The 13818-nt window shown below is 69.7% G+C and carries 13 protein-coding genes; 3 read left to right on the forward strand and 10 right to left on the reverse strand.

Features of this window, described 5'->3' with window-relative positions; translation table 11 throughout:
- Nucleotides 1-2: 2 nt before the first annotated feature.
- From AC1U7O_RS00185 to AC1U7O_RS00195, 3 genes are all read right to left on the reverse strand, one after another.
- Nucleotides 3-1172 (reverse strand): efflux RND transporter periplasmic adaptor subunit, encoded by a 1170-nt coding sequence (locus AC1U7O_RS00185; protein ID WP_479892493.1) that lies wholly within the window; start codon nucleotides 1170-1172, stop codon nucleotides 3-5.
- Nucleotides 1169-2434, reverse strand: coding sequence for a TolC family protein (locus AC1U7O_RS00190; RefSeq protein ID WP_479892494.1), 1266 nt, complete (start codon nucleotides 2432-2434; stop codon nucleotides 1169-1171). The genes AC1U7O_RS00185 and AC1U7O_RS00190 overlap by 4 nt, the downstream gene beginning before the upstream one ends.
- Nucleotides 2435-2521: 87 nt before the next feature.
- On the reverse strand, nucleotides 2522-2848 hold the full coding sequence (locus tag AC1U7O_RS00195; protein ID WP_479892495.1) for a hypothetical protein: 327 nt from the start codon (nucleotides 2846-2848) through the stop codon (nucleotides 2522-2524).
- 171 nt (nucleotides 2849-3019) lie between these two features.
- On the opposite strand from AC1U7O_RS00195, the gene AC1U7O_RS00200 reads away from it, so the two are divergent.
- The 3 genes from AC1U7O_RS00200 to AC1U7O_RS00210 all read left to right on the forward strand — a co-directional run bounded on the left by AC1U7O_RS00200 (nucleotide 3020) and on the right by AC1U7O_RS00210 (nucleotide 6717).
- Complete coding sequence (locus AC1U7O_RS00200; protein ID WP_479892496.1) at nucleotides 3020-4882, forward strand: transketolase; 1863 nt, start codon at nucleotides 3020-3022, stop codon at nucleotides 4880-4882.
- Nucleotides 4883-4893: 11 nt separating this feature from the next.
- The gene (locus AC1U7O_RS00205) at nucleotides 4894-5631 is read left to right on the forward strand and encodes a Crp/Fnr family transcriptional regulator (RefSeq protein ID WP_479892498.1); all 738 of its coding nucleotides are present in this window, start codon (nucleotides 4894-4896) and stop codon (nucleotides 5629-5631) included.
- Nucleotides 5632-5718: 87 nt separating this feature from the next.
- Nucleotides 5719-6717 carry a multicopper oxidase domain-containing protein gene (locus AC1U7O_RS00210; protein WP_479892499.1) on the forward strand — a complete coding sequence of 333 codons (999 nt, stop codon included), beginning with the start codon at nucleotides 5719-5721 and terminating at the stop codon, nucleotides 6715-6717.
- Between the two features lie 43 nt (nucleotides 6718-6760).
- Here the strand turns inward: AC1U7O_RS00210 and AC1U7O_RS00215 are convergent, their stop codons facing one another.
- The 7 genes from AC1U7O_RS00215 to AC1U7O_RS00245 form a co-directional block, all read right to left on the reverse strand.
- Nucleotides 6761-7081 carry a cupin domain-containing protein gene (locus AC1U7O_RS00215; RefSeq protein WP_479892501.1) on the reverse strand — a complete coding sequence of 107 codons (321 nt, stop codon included), beginning with the start codon at nucleotides 7079-7081 and terminating at the stop codon, nucleotides 6761-6763.
- A 25-nt stretch (nucleotides 7082-7106) separates the two neighbouring features.
- Nucleotides 7107-8009, reverse strand: a complete 903-nt coding sequence (locus tag AC1U7O_RS00220; RefSeq protein WP_479892502.1) for a CoB--CoM heterodisulfide reductase iron-sulfur subunit B family protein — start codon at nucleotides 8007-8009, stop codon at nucleotides 7107-7109.
- Nucleotides 8010-8088: 79 nt separating this feature from the next.
- Nucleotides 8089-10308, reverse strand: a complete 2220-nt coding sequence (locus AC1U7O_RS00225) for a putative bifunctional diguanylate cyclase/phosphodiesterase (RefSeq protein WP_479892503.1) — start codon at nucleotides 10306-10308, stop codon at nucleotides 8089-8091.
- 26 nt (nucleotides 10309-10334) lie between these two features.
- Nucleotides 10335-10697 (reverse strand): helix-turn-helix domain-containing protein, encoded by a 363-nt coding sequence (locus tag AC1U7O_RS00230; protein ID WP_479892504.1) that lies wholly within the window; start codon nucleotides 10695-10697, stop codon nucleotides 10335-10337.
- A 207-nt stretch (nucleotides 10698-10904) separates the two neighbouring features.
- Nucleotides 10905-12338, reverse strand: a complete 1434-nt coding sequence (locus AC1U7O_RS00235) for an RtcB family protein (RefSeq protein ID WP_479892601.1) — start codon at nucleotides 12336-12338, stop codon at nucleotides 10905-10907.
- Between the two features lie 32 nt (nucleotides 12339-12370).
- Nucleotides 12371-12811: an archease gene (locus tag AC1U7O_RS00240; RefSeq protein WP_479892506.1), complete on the reverse strand. Its 441-nt coding sequence runs from the start codon at nucleotides 12809-12811 to the stop codon at nucleotides 12371-12373.
- Between the two features lie 8 nt (nucleotides 12812-12819).
- Nucleotides 12820-13791 carry a succinate dehydrogenase/fumarate reductase iron-sulfur subunit gene (locus tag AC1U7O_RS00245; RefSeq protein WP_479892507.1) on the reverse strand — a complete coding sequence of 324 codons (972 nt, stop codon included), beginning with the start codon at nucleotides 13789-13791 and terminating at the stop codon, nucleotides 12820-12822.
- Between the last annotated feature and the right edge of the window lie 27 nt (nucleotides 13792-13818).

A 13818-nucleotide genomic window follows, 5' to 3' on the forward strand; every position in this document is an offset into this window, starting at 1 on the left:
CGCTACATCTCGTGCCGGAGCATCTGCGCCTTCAGGAGGAAGGCGCCCCTGGCCACGATCGCCTCCCCCTCCTGCAGGCCCCGGAGCACCCGGACCATCCCGCCGTTGGATTCTCCGACCAAGACCTCGCGGACCTGGAAGGTCCCCGCCTCCTGCGGGACGAAGACGAACAGCCGGTCCCGGTCTCGCTGCACGGCCTCCTCGGGGATCATCAGCGCGTCGGGCTCCGGGTCCGAGTACAGCCGGACGGTGCCGAACATCTCGGGCTTGAGCCGGCGATCCGCGTTGGAGACGTCCACCCGGAGCTGCATCGTGCGCGTCTCTGGGTTCAGCACGTCGCCAACGTAGGTGATCCGCCCCCGGAACACCTCGTTGGGATAGGCCGAGAGCAGGACCTCCACGGCCCGCTCGCCGTTCGCGTGGCGGAGCACGAACGGAATGTCCTTCTCGGGCACGCCGGCGAGCACCCATACCCGCGAGAGGTCGGCGACGGCGAACAGCTTGTCGGTCGGGCCGACGACCTCGCCGCGCGTCACGCTGCGGGCGATGACCCGCCCGGCGAAGGGCGCGTGGATGGGCACGTAGGAGCGGATCTTCTGGTCTCGCTCCAGCCGCCGGATCTCGTCCTCCGTCATCCCCAGCAAGAGCAGCCGGTCGGCGCCCTCTCGCGCCTCGGCGCGGGCGCCGATCAGCTCGCCCTCCCGCCGCTGGTACTCGCTCTGCCCGATGACCTTCTCGTCGATCAGCGTGCGGGCGCGTCGGAAGGCCTGCTCCGCCACGTGCAGCTTGGCCTTGGCCTTGAGGTAGGTGGACTGGGCCAGGCCCAGCTCGCTGCTGTAGAGAATCGCCAACAACGCCCCCGCCTCGACCTCCTGGCCCAGGTCCACGTACACGTCCACGACGCGTCCGCGGACCAGCGCGGTGATCTCGGCCATCTCGTTCTCGTTCGGCTGCACGGTCCCCGGAAATTCCCGGAAGAGGCGGAACTCGCCGCGGTGGACGGGCCGCACGTCCAGGTCCGCCGAGGCGAGGGACTCGGGCGGAAGGCTGACCACCTCGGGCCTGGCCGCCGAGGACGTGGGTTTCGCGCCCGTCGCCTCCTGGGGCGCCGAGTCGCAGCCGCCCAGGCACCCCAGTGCGACCAAGCCCAGGAGCCAGGACCGAGCGGTCATAGCCGTCCTCCGACCGACCGCTCCAGGCGCGTCAGCGCGACCGAGAGCTCGTACCGGGCCTGCGTGTGGTCGAGCTGTGTCTGCCGGAAGACGCGCTGGGCGTCGAGCACGTCGAGCAGGCTGGAGACGCCCTGCTGGAAGCTGAACTGCGCGATCCGCAGGGCCTCCTGCGCCTGCCGGAGCAGGCCCTTCTCGAACACGTCGAGCTGCTCGGCCGCGGTCTTGGCGTCCTGGAAATGTTGGCTGACCTGGCGGACCAGCTCGTTCCGGACCCGCAGGAGCTCGGCCTCCTCCTTGCGCTTGGCCCCGAGCGCGCCGACGATCTCGCCCTGCCGCTGGTACCAGAGGGGAGTCGGCAGCGACACGGCCGCGCCGACGGCCGCGCGGCCGACCTCGCGGAAATACATCCCGCTCACCGTGACGGTCGGCACGCGCGCCTGCCGTTGGAGGTCCACGGTTTCGGTCGCGCTCTCCACCAGCTTCGCCAGGCGGCGGACGGCCGGATGCCGCTCGAGCGCCGTCGCCGTCAGAACGTCCTGCTTTAGGTCCCGTCGGGGCGGCGGGAAATCGCCCCGGACGGCGAAGACCCGGCCCAGCGCGCCCGCGGTCAGCGTGTCCAGCGCCACCCGGGCAACGCGCACCGCGTTCTGGGCGCGCGTGACGGCCTGGTTCGCCTTCATCACCTCCACCTCGGCCTTGATCGTTTCGAACTGCGCCCCTTCGCCGGAGCGGACCCTCGCGGTCACGATCCGCGCCACCCGCTCGACCGTCGCCAGGTTCTCCCTGGCCAGCTCCTCGCCGCGCTGGGCGACCAGGAGGTCGTAGAACGCCAGCTTGACGTCCGCGATGAGGTCGAGACGGACCTCCTCGATCCCGGCGCTGGCCCCCGCCAGCGCCGCCTCGGCCACCCGGGCCCGGGCCGCGCGGAGCCCCGGCCATTCCAGCGGCTGGCTGAGCACCACCGCCCGCTCGCCGATCGGGCCTCCGGTCGTAGGGTCCTGGATGACGCCCAGCCCGCCCTGGCCGTAGAGCGAGGGGTTCGGATAGGCCCCGGCGATGATCCGCTCGCCCTGGCGCTGCTCGAACAGGCCGGTTGCCCCGGCCACGCGGGGGTTGTGCTCGAGTGCGGACGCCAGCACGTCGTCGAGGCTGTAGGCGGGCACGGCCGGCTCTGCGGCCCGGGCGGAGGACGGAGCCGCCAGGACCGTCAACAGGACCAGGGATGAAACGACGAGAATCGATGCGTGGATCGGATGTGCCATCCTCCTCCTCCCAACAGACGGCAACGGACACCGGGAACCGGCGCCGCCGCGGCAGCTTAAGGTCAGTGATTCGGGGGCCGATGAAGCCTAGAAGGCAGTCGGAGGACGGAAGAGGGAGCGCACGAGGAGGAGGTCCGGGGTCTTGGAGCCCAACGGGTGGAGGAAAGCCACCGGCATGGCGAAGGGGGCGCCGGCCGACTGGACGGAGACGTCATCGGCTCCCTGGTCTTCGCCGGGGCCGTCCGGCGCTTCGACGGCGCCGAGGGGCATCCCATCCAGCGCCCTTGCGCCGCTGCAGGCCGGTCCCCCCACGGTCAGGAGCGCCATGGCGGGCGAAAGGCCGGCCGCGAACAGCAGGAGCAGGAACACGGCCACACTCGGGAGGAACGGCGCATGTCGGCTCGATCGCGTCATGGGAATGGCCGGACTGTAGCACGCCGTCGCGCCTTGCGCAACGGCCGACCTGAGGCGGCCGCCGCTCGAATTGACTCGGCGCGCGGCGGTTTGTTAGGCTCAGCCTCCGCGCAGTCCAAGAGCGCTCCGGGGCGTCCGTCGCGTCCCGCGCGGCTCGTGAAAGGAGATACCATGGCGTCCGCCAGCACCACCACTCCCGCTCACGTGGCCATGCTGCAGAGCAGGGCCGCGACTCTTCGGATCGACAGCATCCGTTCCACCACCGAGGCCGGGAGCGGCCATCCGTCGAGCTGTTGCTCGGCCGCCGACATCGTCTCCGTTCTCTTTTTCTCGGTCATGCGCTTCGACCCCGCACACCCGCGGGACGTGCGGAACGACCGGTTCGTCCTGTCCAAGGGCCATGCCGCCCCCCTCCTCTACGCCGCCTGGGCCCAGACCGGCCTGTTCGACCGGAGCGAGCTGCTCAAGCTCCGGACGCTCGACTCGGACCTGGAGGGGCATCCGACGCCGCGCCTGCCCTTCGTGGACATGGCGACGGGGTCGCTCGGTCAGGGCCTGTCGGCCGGCGTCGGGATGGCATTCAACGCCAAGCGGCTAGACCGGACGGACGCGCGCATCTACGTCCTGATGGGCGACGGCGAATCGGTCGAAGGCTCGGTGTGGGAGGCGGCGGAGGTGGCGCGCCACCAGGGACTCGACAACCTCTGCGCGATCGTGGACGTGAACCGGCTGGGGCAGAGCGACCCCACGATGTTGCAGCACGACATGGAGGCCTACAAGGCGCGCTGGTCCGCCTTCGGCTGGCAGGCCCTCGTCGTGGACGGTCACGACATCCCGGCCCTCCTCGCGGCCTTCGACCAGGCGGCGCGGACGACCGGCAAGCCGACCGTGCTCCTGGCCAGGACCTTCAAGGGCCAGGGCATTTCGTTCATCGCCGACCGGCCGGACTGGCACGGAAAGCCCCTGAAGCAGGAGGAGGCGCAGAAGGCGATCGCGGAGCTGAGCCGCCAGACGACGTCCCCCCTCGGGCCGGCGGAGATCCGCCGGCCCCAGGCCGCGCCGGTTCACCCGCCCGCGGCGAAGCCGCTGCCCCCGCCGGCCTTCGCGCCCACCGACTCGGTGGCGACACGCGAGGCCTTCGGCGCCGCGCTCGCCGCGCTGGGCGCGGCCAACCCCTCGGTGGTGGCCCTCGACGCGGATGTCAAGAACTCCACGTACACGGACAAGTTCGGCAAGCTGTTCCCCGACCGGTTCCTGGAGAGTTACATCGCCGAGCAGAATATGGTGGGCGCGGCCGCGGGGCTGGCCGCCTGCGGGAAGATCCCCTTCGCCTCGACCTTCGCCTGCTTCTTCACCCGCGCCTACGATTTCATCCGGATGGCGGCGATCAGCCGGATGAACATCAAGCTGGTCGGCACCCACGCGGGCGTGAGCATCGGCGAGGACGGCCCCTCCCAGATGGGGCTCGAGGACCTCGCGATGATGGCGGTCCAGCCGGGAGTCGTCGTCCTCTACCCCTCCGACGCCGTCTGCACCTACCGGCTCGTCGAGGCCGCCGCGGCGCACCGGGGGATGGTCTACATCCGCACCGGCCGGCCGAAGACGCCGATCCTCTACGGGAACGACGAGACCTTCCGCATCGGCGGCTCGAAGGTGCACGGGGCCGGGTCGGCGGACCGGCTGACCCTCGTCGCGGCGGGGGTCACGCTGTTCGAGGCGCTGAAGGCGCGGGAGCAACTTAAGGCCCTGGGCGTGGCCGCGCGGGTGCTCGACCTCTACAGCCTCGCGCCCATCGACCGCGCCGCCCTGCTGGAGCATGCCCGGGCGACCGGCGGGCGCCTGCTCACCGTCGAGGACCACTACGAGCACGGCGGCCTCGGCGACGCGGTGCTGGCCGCCGTCGGGAGCGAAGGCATCCGGGTGCACAAGATGGCCGTCCGCGAGATCCCTCACAGCGGCAAGCCGGACGAGCTGCTCGACCGGTACGGCATCAGCGCGCGGGCGATCGTGGAGACGGCCAAGCGCATCCTCTGACCTCGCCCGGCATGAAGAAAGCCGACCGGCTCGACCGCATCCCCCTGTTCCGGCTCCTCTCCCCCCGCGACCGCCGGCGGGTGGCCGGTGAGCTGGTGGAAACCCGCTACGGCCGCGACGAGTTCATCTTCCGCGAAGGCGACCCCGCCGACTATTTCCACGTCCTGCAGTCCGGCGCCGTCAAGTGCGTGAAGACCTCGCCCGACGGCAAGGAAGTCACGCTCAAGATCCTGATGCCGGGGGACCTCTTCTGTTGCGAGGCCGCCGTCTTCGACGGTGCGTCCCATCCCGGCTGCGCCCAACCACTCGGGGAGGTGTCGGTCCTTCGCCTGAAGAAGCGGACCTACTTCGACATCATCCGACGGAACCCGGAGGCGGCGCTGGAGGTGATCCGCTACCTCGGCAGCCGCCTGAACGAGGCACAGGAGCAGGCCAAGGTGCTCGCACTCGACCGGGCCGAGCCTCGCTTGGCCGCGCTGCTCGTCGGCCTGGCCGAGCGCGCCGGCGTCGCGATGGACGAAGGGCTCCGGCTGACCATCCGCCTGACCCGCAAGGACCTGGCCGACATGGCCGGCGTGACCGTGGAGACGGCCATCCGGATCATGGGCCGCTTCAAGCGCGCCGGCCTGGTCTCCGGCACCGCCAACCGCCTGGTCGTGCGACACCTCGAGGGCCTCCGGCGGCTCACTTCGCAATCCCCCTCCTCCACCCCGTCCTTGCCGAGCCGCCCGACAAAATGCAAAACATGACATTCGTCATATTCTTATCCCTCTGACATCGGATAGTGTGGGACAGGGCTGCGGAAGCAGCGGGAGAACCAGAGGGGGAGGTCAAGCATGTTGGAGCTCTGTTCGAAATCCGTCCGTCGGTCGTTCGGGGGAGCGGTGGGGGGCATGGCCCTGTGGGCCGCCGCCCTCCTGGCTTGTCCCACGCCCGCCGTCGCCAAGACCCACGAGGTCACGTTAACGGCCGTGGAATTGGAGCTCGTCGTCAGCGGCGACGGCAGCCGGTACAAGGCGTGGACCTTCAACGGCCAGATGCCCGGGCCGGTCATCCGCGTGACGGAGGGGGATACGGTGAAGTTCACCCTCGTCAACCCCAAGAGCAACGTCTACCCGCACTCGATGGACTTCCACGCCGCGGAGGTCGATTTCCTGAAGAACTACCGGGCCGTCAACGCGGGCGAATCCATCAGCTACGAGTTCGTCGCCAAGAAGCCGGGGGTGTTTTTCTACCACTGCGGGGCGCCGCCGATGATCCAGCACGTCGCACGCGGCATGTTCGGGGCAATCATCGTGGACCCGAAGGACGCCAAGGCCTGGCCGAAGGCGGACCGCGAGTACGTCCTCGTCCAGTCCGAGCTCTATCTCAAGAACCCCGATGACGTGCCGGCGATGTTCGAGCGAAAGGCCGACCACGTGATCTTCAACGGCGGGGTCTTCAAGTACCATCCCTTCGTCACGGGCGGGAAGCCGCTGGAGGCCAAGCCGGGCGAGCGCGTGCGGATCTACATGGTCAACGCCGGTCCCAACGAATTCTCCGCCTTCCACCCGATCGGGGAAATCTGGGACACGGTGTACGAGAGCGGCAATCCGGCGAACCGGCTGGTGGGGGTGCAGACCTACGTGGTGGGACCGGGCAGCGCGGCCACCTTCGACCTCGTCGCCGAGTCGACGGGGGCCTACCCGCTGGTGACCCATTCGCTGACGAGCGCCCTGCGCGGGGCGATCGCGGTGCTGCTCGTGTCACCGGAGGCGAAGCCGCTGCCCCTCCTGCCCTACACACCGTGGAAGCCGGATCAGCCGGCCGGCGAGATCACGCCCGCGAACCCCTGAAGCGCCTCATCGCGAGGGGCGCGGCCCTGACGGCCGCGCCCCGTCACGACGGGTTGGGCGCGACGAAGACCAGCACCCGCAGGCGCGCCCCGCTGTGGTTCCTGACCCCGTGTTCCTCCCCGGCCGGAGCCAACGTGCCTTCCCCGGGACCGAGCACCCGCTCCTCCGAGCCGACCCGGAAGGTCCCCTCCCCGTCGAGGACGAGGTACACCTTGTCCTGGTCGCCGTGCACATGGCCCTTCTGTTCCTGGCCCGGCTCGAAGCAATAGACGTCGCAGAACAGGCGCGGCGTCTGGAAAAGGTTGTTCTTCTTCATCTTCTCGGCTTGAAACTGCTGGACGTCCGACAGGCGCACCACCTTCATGCTCCACTCCTTCGCTGTCCGTCGATCAGCCCGCCTGCGCGCGACCCCGGTTCTCGACCCTGCGGACGATCGCGTCCACCGGCACGAGGTGGCGCGAGAGGCCCAGGTCCCCGGCGGGCAGCCCCATGGCCAGTCCGAGCAACTGGGGAAGGTGCAGGATCGGGAGGTTGAGCGCCGTGTTGACCGCGCGGCCGGCCCGCTCCTGGTAGATGTCCAGCCCCATGTGACAGAGGGGGCAGGGCGTCACCATGCAATCGGCCCGCGCCTCCTGCGCCTCTTTCATGTGGGTGCCGGCCATGGCGACCGCGATGGCCTCCTTCTCCAGGATGACCGGGAAGCCGCAGCACTTGGTCCGCCCCGGATAGGCCACCGCCTCCCCACCCAGCGTTCGAATGACCTTCTCCAGCGAGGTCGGGTTCTCCGGATCATCGAAGCCCAGGTACCAGGACGGCCGCAGGATGTAACAGCCGTAGAAGGGGGCGACCCGCAGCTCCTCCAGCGGCACGCGCACCCGCTCCGCCAGCCGCGACAGGCCCACCTCGCGGACGATGATCCAGAGCAGGTGTTTGACCTGAACCTTGCCGTGGTAGGCCAGGCCGTCCCGGCCGAGCACGCGGTTCACCCGCTCCAGCACCCCCGGCTCCTCTTTCAAGCGCTTGTTGGCCGCGCCCATCACGCCCTGGCACGTCCCGCAGATCGTCATGACGTCGAGGCCCAGGCCCTCGGCCTGGGCGAAGGTCCTGGCGCTGAGGGCGAGCGCCGCGTCCGGTTCCGCCTCTCCCACCACCCCGGCCCCGCAGCAGGAGGCGGAGGCCAGCTCCACGACCTCGAGCCCCAGGCGGCCGATGATCGCCATCGTGGATTGGTACAGCTCCGGCGTGGCGCCCTTGGCCGCGCAGCCGGGGAACAGCGCATAGCGCAGCGGCATGTCCGCCTCTCAGGATCGGATGAACCGACCGCCCGACGGCGTCGGGCTCCGTGCAGTATAGCGGGGGACCGCCAGGAAGTCACCGGGCCGGAGGGCTGAGCGGCGCGGAGAAGGGTGACGGTGGGGAGCCGGTCACCCGCCCCGCCGGCTGGCACAGAAGGGCGGTGATCGCCTCGGGGGGGACAGGGGCGCTGAAGTAGAAGCCCTGGAGTTCGTGACACTGTTGGGCGCTGAGGAAGCCGGCCTGCGCCTCCGCCTCCACGCCCTCCGCCACGACGGTCAGGTTGCGGCACCGTCCCAGCGTGATCACGACCTGGGCGATCGCCGTGTCCGCCTCGCTCCCGATGATGTCCCGGACGAAGGACTGGTCGATCTTCAGGGTCGTGATCGGCAGGTGCTTGAGGTAGCCCAGGGACGAGTACTCGATGCCGAAATCGTCGATCGAGATGCGCACCCCGAGCGCGTGCAGGTCCTTGAGCATGGCCACGGTACGGTCACGGTCCTGGATCAGCAGGCTCTCCGTCAGCTCGAGCTCCAGGGCCGCAGGACTCAGCCCCGTTTCATCCAGGATCTGACGGACGAGGGTCACGAGGCCGACCTCGCGGAACAGCCGGCGGGACAGGTTCACCGCGACGCGGAGGCCGGCGTGCCCGTTGGTCCGCCACAGCCGGGCCTGGCCGCAGGCCGTGCGCAGTACCCATTCCGTGATCGGCACGATCACGTCCGTCTCCTCGGCCAGCGGGATGAAGGTCGCCGGGGGGAGCAGGCCGCGTTCTGGATGCTGCCAGCGGATGAGGGCTTCCACGCCGCTGATGTCCCGCGTGTGCGCGTCGATGATCGGTTGGTAATGGAGCACGAACTCGCGGCGCTGCAGCGCGCGGCGGAGCTCGGACCCGAGCCGGAGCCGCTCCAGGGCCCGGGCATGCATGTCCGCCGAGTAGAAGCGGAACTCGTTGCCCCGCGCCTTGGCGGCATACATGGCCGTGTCCGCGTACTGGATCAGCGTGTCGGCATCCGCAGCGTCGCTCGGGCAGAGGGCGATACCGATGCTGCCGGTCAGGGCGATCTCGTGTCCTTCCACCGAGCAGGGCGCGGCGGCGGCGGCGAGGATCTTCCGGGCGACGAGGGCGGCGTCGTCCGCGCTGGCGATGTTCTCGAGCACGAGGGTGAACTCGTCGCCGCCCTGCCGGGAGAGGACGTCGCTGGCTCGGATGCAGGTCGCCAGCCGCTCGGCGATCGTCTTGAGCACGAGGTCGCCCTGCCGGTGGCCCAGCGTGTCGTTGACCAGCTTGAAGCCGTCCAGGTCGAGGAAGAGCACGGCCAGGCGGGTTTTCATGCGACCGACGCGGCTCATCGCTTGCTTGAGCAGTTCCATGAACAGGCGTCGGTTCGGGAGGCCGGTGAGGCAGTCGTAGTACGCCAGCTCCCGCAGCCTGGCCTCCGCCTCCCTCCGTTCCGTGATGTCCTTGATGATGGAGGCGAGGCCCGTCGCGCCGCCGTCCGCCCCCCGCACGACGAAGACCGTTTCGTCGGCGGGGACGAGGGAGCCGTCTCGCCGAAGGATCACCGTCTCGAACTCCGCCGGCGCGCCCGTTTCGAGCATCGTCCGGATCAGCCGGCGCCGCGGTTCCCGCTGATCCGGCGCGACGAGATCGTCAAAACCCCTGCCGAGCAGCTCCTCACGGGAACAGCCCGTGAGCCCGGCGCAGGCCGTGTTGACGTCCAGAATCCTTCCCTCCAGCGTGCAGTACGCGATGGCGTCCTTCGAGGCCTCGTAGATGCCCCGACAGCGTTCCTGGGCCTGCCGTAACTGCGTTTCGACTTCGCGCCGGTCGGCCACTTCCTGCTGCAGAGCCCGGTTGGCCTCCGCCAGCTCGCGGGTTCGCGAGGCGAATCGCGTCTGCGCCTCCCGCAGCGCACCCTCCACGCCTCGCTGGCGGACGATCAGGAGCGTCGTGCCCCAGAGCGCGCACAGGGAGAGCAGACGGTCGGCGACCGCGGTCCACGCGAGCGCCTCACCCGCCTTGAGGATCGGGGCCAGGAGGGCCAGCCCCGTGCTGGAGGCCGCCAGCACCAGCAGGTCCATCCTCGCCAGGTGCGACAGGGTCAGCAACAAGGCAAACAGGTACAGGAGGCCGCAGGCGGTGCCGGCGGGCGCGGCGAGGTCTGCGGCGAAGGCGACGGCGAGGGCCGCGGCTCCGGCGACGGCCGGCAGGCGGGTTTCACGCGGGTGATCGGCCGACGTACCCGTATCGAGCGTCGGCGGTGCAGCCCGGCGGATTTCCCTCGCCCTTGCCATGCCCGGCATCGGCGTCCTCAGGGTTGTCAACGAAACAGCCGCACGCGGGCGAGCGACGGCTTCGAGCCGGCGACGCCGGTGGCCCCCGCATACCCCGCCGCCTCCGTCCACTGACCCGCCGAGGCGACCGCCCGGTAATAGCCGCTCGCCAGACTGTCGAATCGGAGCAGGACATCCGCCTCTTGATCGGGCGACAGGGTCAGGCACCGCGAATAGGCCTTGAGGTAGGCCTTGGCGAACACCGGCGCCGGCGGCAATTTGGTGAAGTCGTTCTCTTCGAGGGCCTCGAGGTAGGACAGGTGGATGCGGGTCCGCTGCGCGATCCCCTCCAGGGACAGTCCCCGCTCGGCCCGCAAACGCTTGAGGCATTCCCCCAACGAGATGTCCATGGTACCGACCTCCTGCGTAGGGGGCGCTTGCACGGACCATGCCCCGTGTCGGACTCGGGGAAAACGCCGAAGGTGGTGAAGAATCAGCCGGTTTCCACCGGCCTCCTGGTCGAGCGGGGGAAGGATTGCCAAAGCTGGACAACGGAAGGACGTAATTTGCTCCGAATCTCCTGTAAAAAGTGCTGCGCGAGCGGGCTGCTCGCCGCCCTAGCCCTTGACGTTCCCGATCGGCCGGAGCTCCGCCACTTTCCTCGTGATCCCCGCCCGGTCCACGGTCTCGACGACCTCGGAGATGTTCTTGTAGGCGAAACCGGCCTCCTCGGCCAGGCCGGACATGGAGGCGGCCTTCACGATGATGCCGCGCTCCGCCATCTGCCGCTGGAGCTGCTCGCCCCGCACCGACCGCTTGGCCTGGGCGCGGGACATGGTCCGCCCGGACCCGTGCATCGTCGAGCCGAAGGTGTCCCGCATGGCCCGGTCGGTCCCGACCAGCAGGTAGGAGCCGGTCTCCATCGAACCGCCGCAGATCACCGGCTGGCCGACCTCGCGGAACCGCTCGGGCAGCTCGGGACGCCCCGGGCCGAAGGCCCGCGTGGCCCCCTTCCGATGGACGAGGCGCTCCCCTTCCGCGTAGCGTTCCACCTTCGCGATGTTGTGGGCGACGTCGTAGACGATTTCCATACCCAGTGCCTCGGCCGATCGTCCGAACACCGCCTCGAACGCCTCGCGGATCCGGTGGGTGATCACCTGGCGGTTGGCGAAGGCGCTGTTGGCCGCGCAGTTCATCCCCGCGAAGTAGTCCTGACCCTCCGGCGAATGGAACGGCGCGCAGGCCAGCTGCGGGTCCTTGACCGAGATGCCGTAGCGGCGCATGGCCTGCTCGAACACCCGCAGGTAGTCGCTCGCCACCTGATGGCCGAACCCGCGGGAGCCGCAATGGACCATGACGACGATCTGATCGCCGCCCGTGATCCCGAGGGCTGCCGCCGCCCGGCGGTCGAAGATCCGATCGTCCGCCACGGTCTGGACCTCCAGGTAGTGGTTGCCGGACCCCAGCGTGCCGAGCTGGTTGATGCCCCGCTCGACGGCGTGGGCGCTCACCTTCTCGGGGTCGGCCCCCGCAATGCAGCCGCGCTCCTCGATCCGCTCCAGGTCCTGCGTCCATCCGTAGCCGCGCTCGACGCACCAACGGGCGCCCTTCCGCATCACCTCCTCGAACTCGCGCCGATCGAGCCGCACGATCCCCTGCGAGCCGACGCCGGCCGGAACGCGACGGAACAGCTCCGTCATGAGCATCTCCAGGCGCGGTTTCACGTCCGCGAGCGCGAGGTCGGTCCGGATCAGCCGCATCCCGCAGTTCACGTCGTAGCCCACCCCGCCCGGCGAAATCACGCCATCGCGCGGGTCGAACGCGGCGACGCCGCCGATCGGAAAGCCGTAGCCCCAATGGCCGTCCGGCATGCAGAGGGCGTAGCGCCGGATGCCGGGCAGGCAGGCGACGTTCGTCACCTGCTCGAAGACTCCGCGGTCCATGCCGCCCAGGATACCTTCGGTGGCGTAGATACGGGCGGGGACGAGCATGCCCGGCTTCTCGCTCGCCGGGATCTCCCAGACCTCATCGGCGATGCGGTTGACGGCCATGGCGGTGTTGAGTCGCACGAGGCGCCCCTCCTTCAGATGTCGAGCACGACCCTGGCGCGCCATTCCGCTCCGGCCCGGGTCACCTCGTACAGGTGCTTCGTCACGGCCTTGACGTCGGCGCGCAGCACCTGGCGCGACGGGTCGACGGGTGCGCCGGCCAGGGCTGCGCGGAGCCGCCAGCGGCTCCCCTGGCGGTCTTCCTCCACGTCGGCCTCGGCGCTGTGGAAGACGACGCCGGCCGCGTCCTTGTAGTACACGATGTCCGAGAGCCAGTCAAACAGCAGGTCCGCGAGGGACGCAGCGTCTCGCTCCACGGTTCGGCGCCACGACGAGCCGACGGTGTCGGGGTCCGCCATGGTTTCGATGAGGGCGCGGGCGGCGGCCGAGCAAAGTTGGGAGGGGGTCGCCCCGGAGGCCTCGAAGGCGGCGTCGGCCAGGGCCACGTCCTCGAGGAACCGGAAGCGTCCGCCCATCGGGTCGTTCATCCCCCGCCGCCGCGACGCCGGGTGGATGCGAAGATGGAGCGGACCTGGGCGATGCCGGGGATGGCGTGACCGAGCGGAGCGGGCACCTTGCCCCGGAGCCACATCCTGATCGCGAGCGGGAAGACGCGAAGGAGAGTCTGAAGGTCGAAGCGGAGGATCTTCAGCGGCATCAATGCCTCGTTGAGCCGGCCGTCGCGCCGGACGAGCTCGCAGAAGCCGGTGATGTGCCGCGCCCCGCCGGTATCCGTGAGGCCGGCGTCGAGGGCCGCGCGACGGAGGCGGATGATGGCCTCCATCGGCTTCACGTCTTTCGGACACACTTGGACGCAGAGATTGCACCGGACGCAATCCCAGATTCCGTCCTCCTTCTCCAGGGCGCTCAGCCGGGCCGTGCGGGCTTCCGAAGACTCGCGCGGGTCGGCCAGGAATCGGTCGGCCTTGGCCAGGGCGGCCGGTCCGAGAAAGCCGCGCGACACCTCGTGCGTCGCACAGGCGCCGACACAGGCTCCGCACATGATACAGGCGTCCACGTTGTGGAAGTCATACTGACCCGGAAGCAGCCTCAGCTCGCCCCCCGGCGTCGCGTCGTGAAGCTCCCGCGCCGGGAGGAGCCAGGGGGTGACGGCGCGGATCTTGTCCCAGAACGAGGACATGTCCACGACGAGGTCCTTGATCACCGGGAGGTTGCGGAGCGGGGCGAGGTCCAGCCGACCGTGGCGCTCCAGTTCCTTCCGCACGGAAGTCCGGCAGGCGAGCTTCTCCGTCCCGTTGATCACCATCGCACAGGAGCCGCAGATGGCGGAGCGGCAGGAGTAGCGGAAGGCGAGCGATCCGTCTTCCTGGTTCTTGATACGGATCAGGGCGTCCAGCACGGTCATGCCGCGCCCGACCTCGACCCGGTAGTCCTCGACGTGGGGATGTCGGTCGATCTCGGGGTTGAAACGCGAGATGGTGAAGGTGAGGCGCAAGCGGGAAGCCCTCAGCGGTCAGCCTCG

The organism is Candidatus Nitrospira neuquenensis, from assembly GCF_979578155.1.

What these genes read in the sequence shown, in the direction of transcription:
- AC1U7O_RS00185 (WP_479892493.1), bottom strand. Translation starts at nt 1,172, where the DNA reads ATGACCGCTCGGTCCTGGCTCCTGGGCTTGGTCGCACTGGGGTGCCTG.
- AC1U7O_RS00190 (WP_479892494.1), bottom strand. Translation starts at nt 2,434, where the DNA reads ATGGCACATCCGATCCACGCATCGATTCTCGTCGTTTCATCCCTGGTC.
- AC1U7O_RS00195 (WP_479892495.1), bottom strand. Translation starts at nt 2,848, where the DNA reads ATGACGCGATCGAGCCGACATGCGCCGTTCCTCCCGAGTGTGGCCGTG.
- AC1U7O_RS00200 (WP_479892496.1), top strand. Translation starts at nt 3,020, where the DNA reads ATGGCGTCCGCCAGCACCACCACTCCCGCTCACGTGGCCATGCTGCAG.
- AC1U7O_RS00205 (WP_479892498.1), top strand. Translation starts at nt 4,894, where the DNA reads ATGAAGAAAGCCGACCGGCTCGACCGCATCCCCCTGTTCCGGCTCCTC.
- AC1U7O_RS00210 (WP_479892499.1), top strand. Translation starts at nt 5,719, where the DNA reads ATGTTGGAGCTCTGTTCGAAATCCGTCCGTCGGTCGTTCGGGGGAGCG.
- AC1U7O_RS00215 (WP_479892501.1), bottom strand. Translation starts at nt 7,081, where the DNA reads ATGAAGGTGGTGCGCCTGTCGGACGTCCAGCAGTTTCAAGCCGAGAAG.
- AC1U7O_RS00220 (WP_479892502.1), bottom strand. Translation starts at nt 8,009, where the DNA reads ATGCCGCTGCGCTATGCGCTGTTCCCCGGCTGCGCGGCCAAGGGCGCC.
- AC1U7O_RS00225 (WP_479892503.1), bottom strand. Translation starts at nt 10,308, where the DNA reads ATGGCAAGGGCGAGGGAAATCCGCCGGGCTGCACCGCCGACGCTCGAT.
- AC1U7O_RS00230 (WP_479892504.1), bottom strand. Translation starts at nt 10,697, where the DNA reads ATGGACATCTCGTTGGGGGAATGCCTCAAGCGTTTGCGGGCCGAGCGG.
- AC1U7O_RS00235 (WP_479892601.1), bottom strand. Translation starts at nt 12,338, where the DNA reads ATGGCCGTCAACCGCATCGCCGATGAGGTCTGGGAGATCCCGGCGAGC.
- AC1U7O_RS00240 (WP_479892506.1), bottom strand. Translation starts at nt 12,811, where the DNA reads ATGGGCGGACGCTTCCGGTTCCTCGAGGACGTGGCCCTGGCCGACGCC.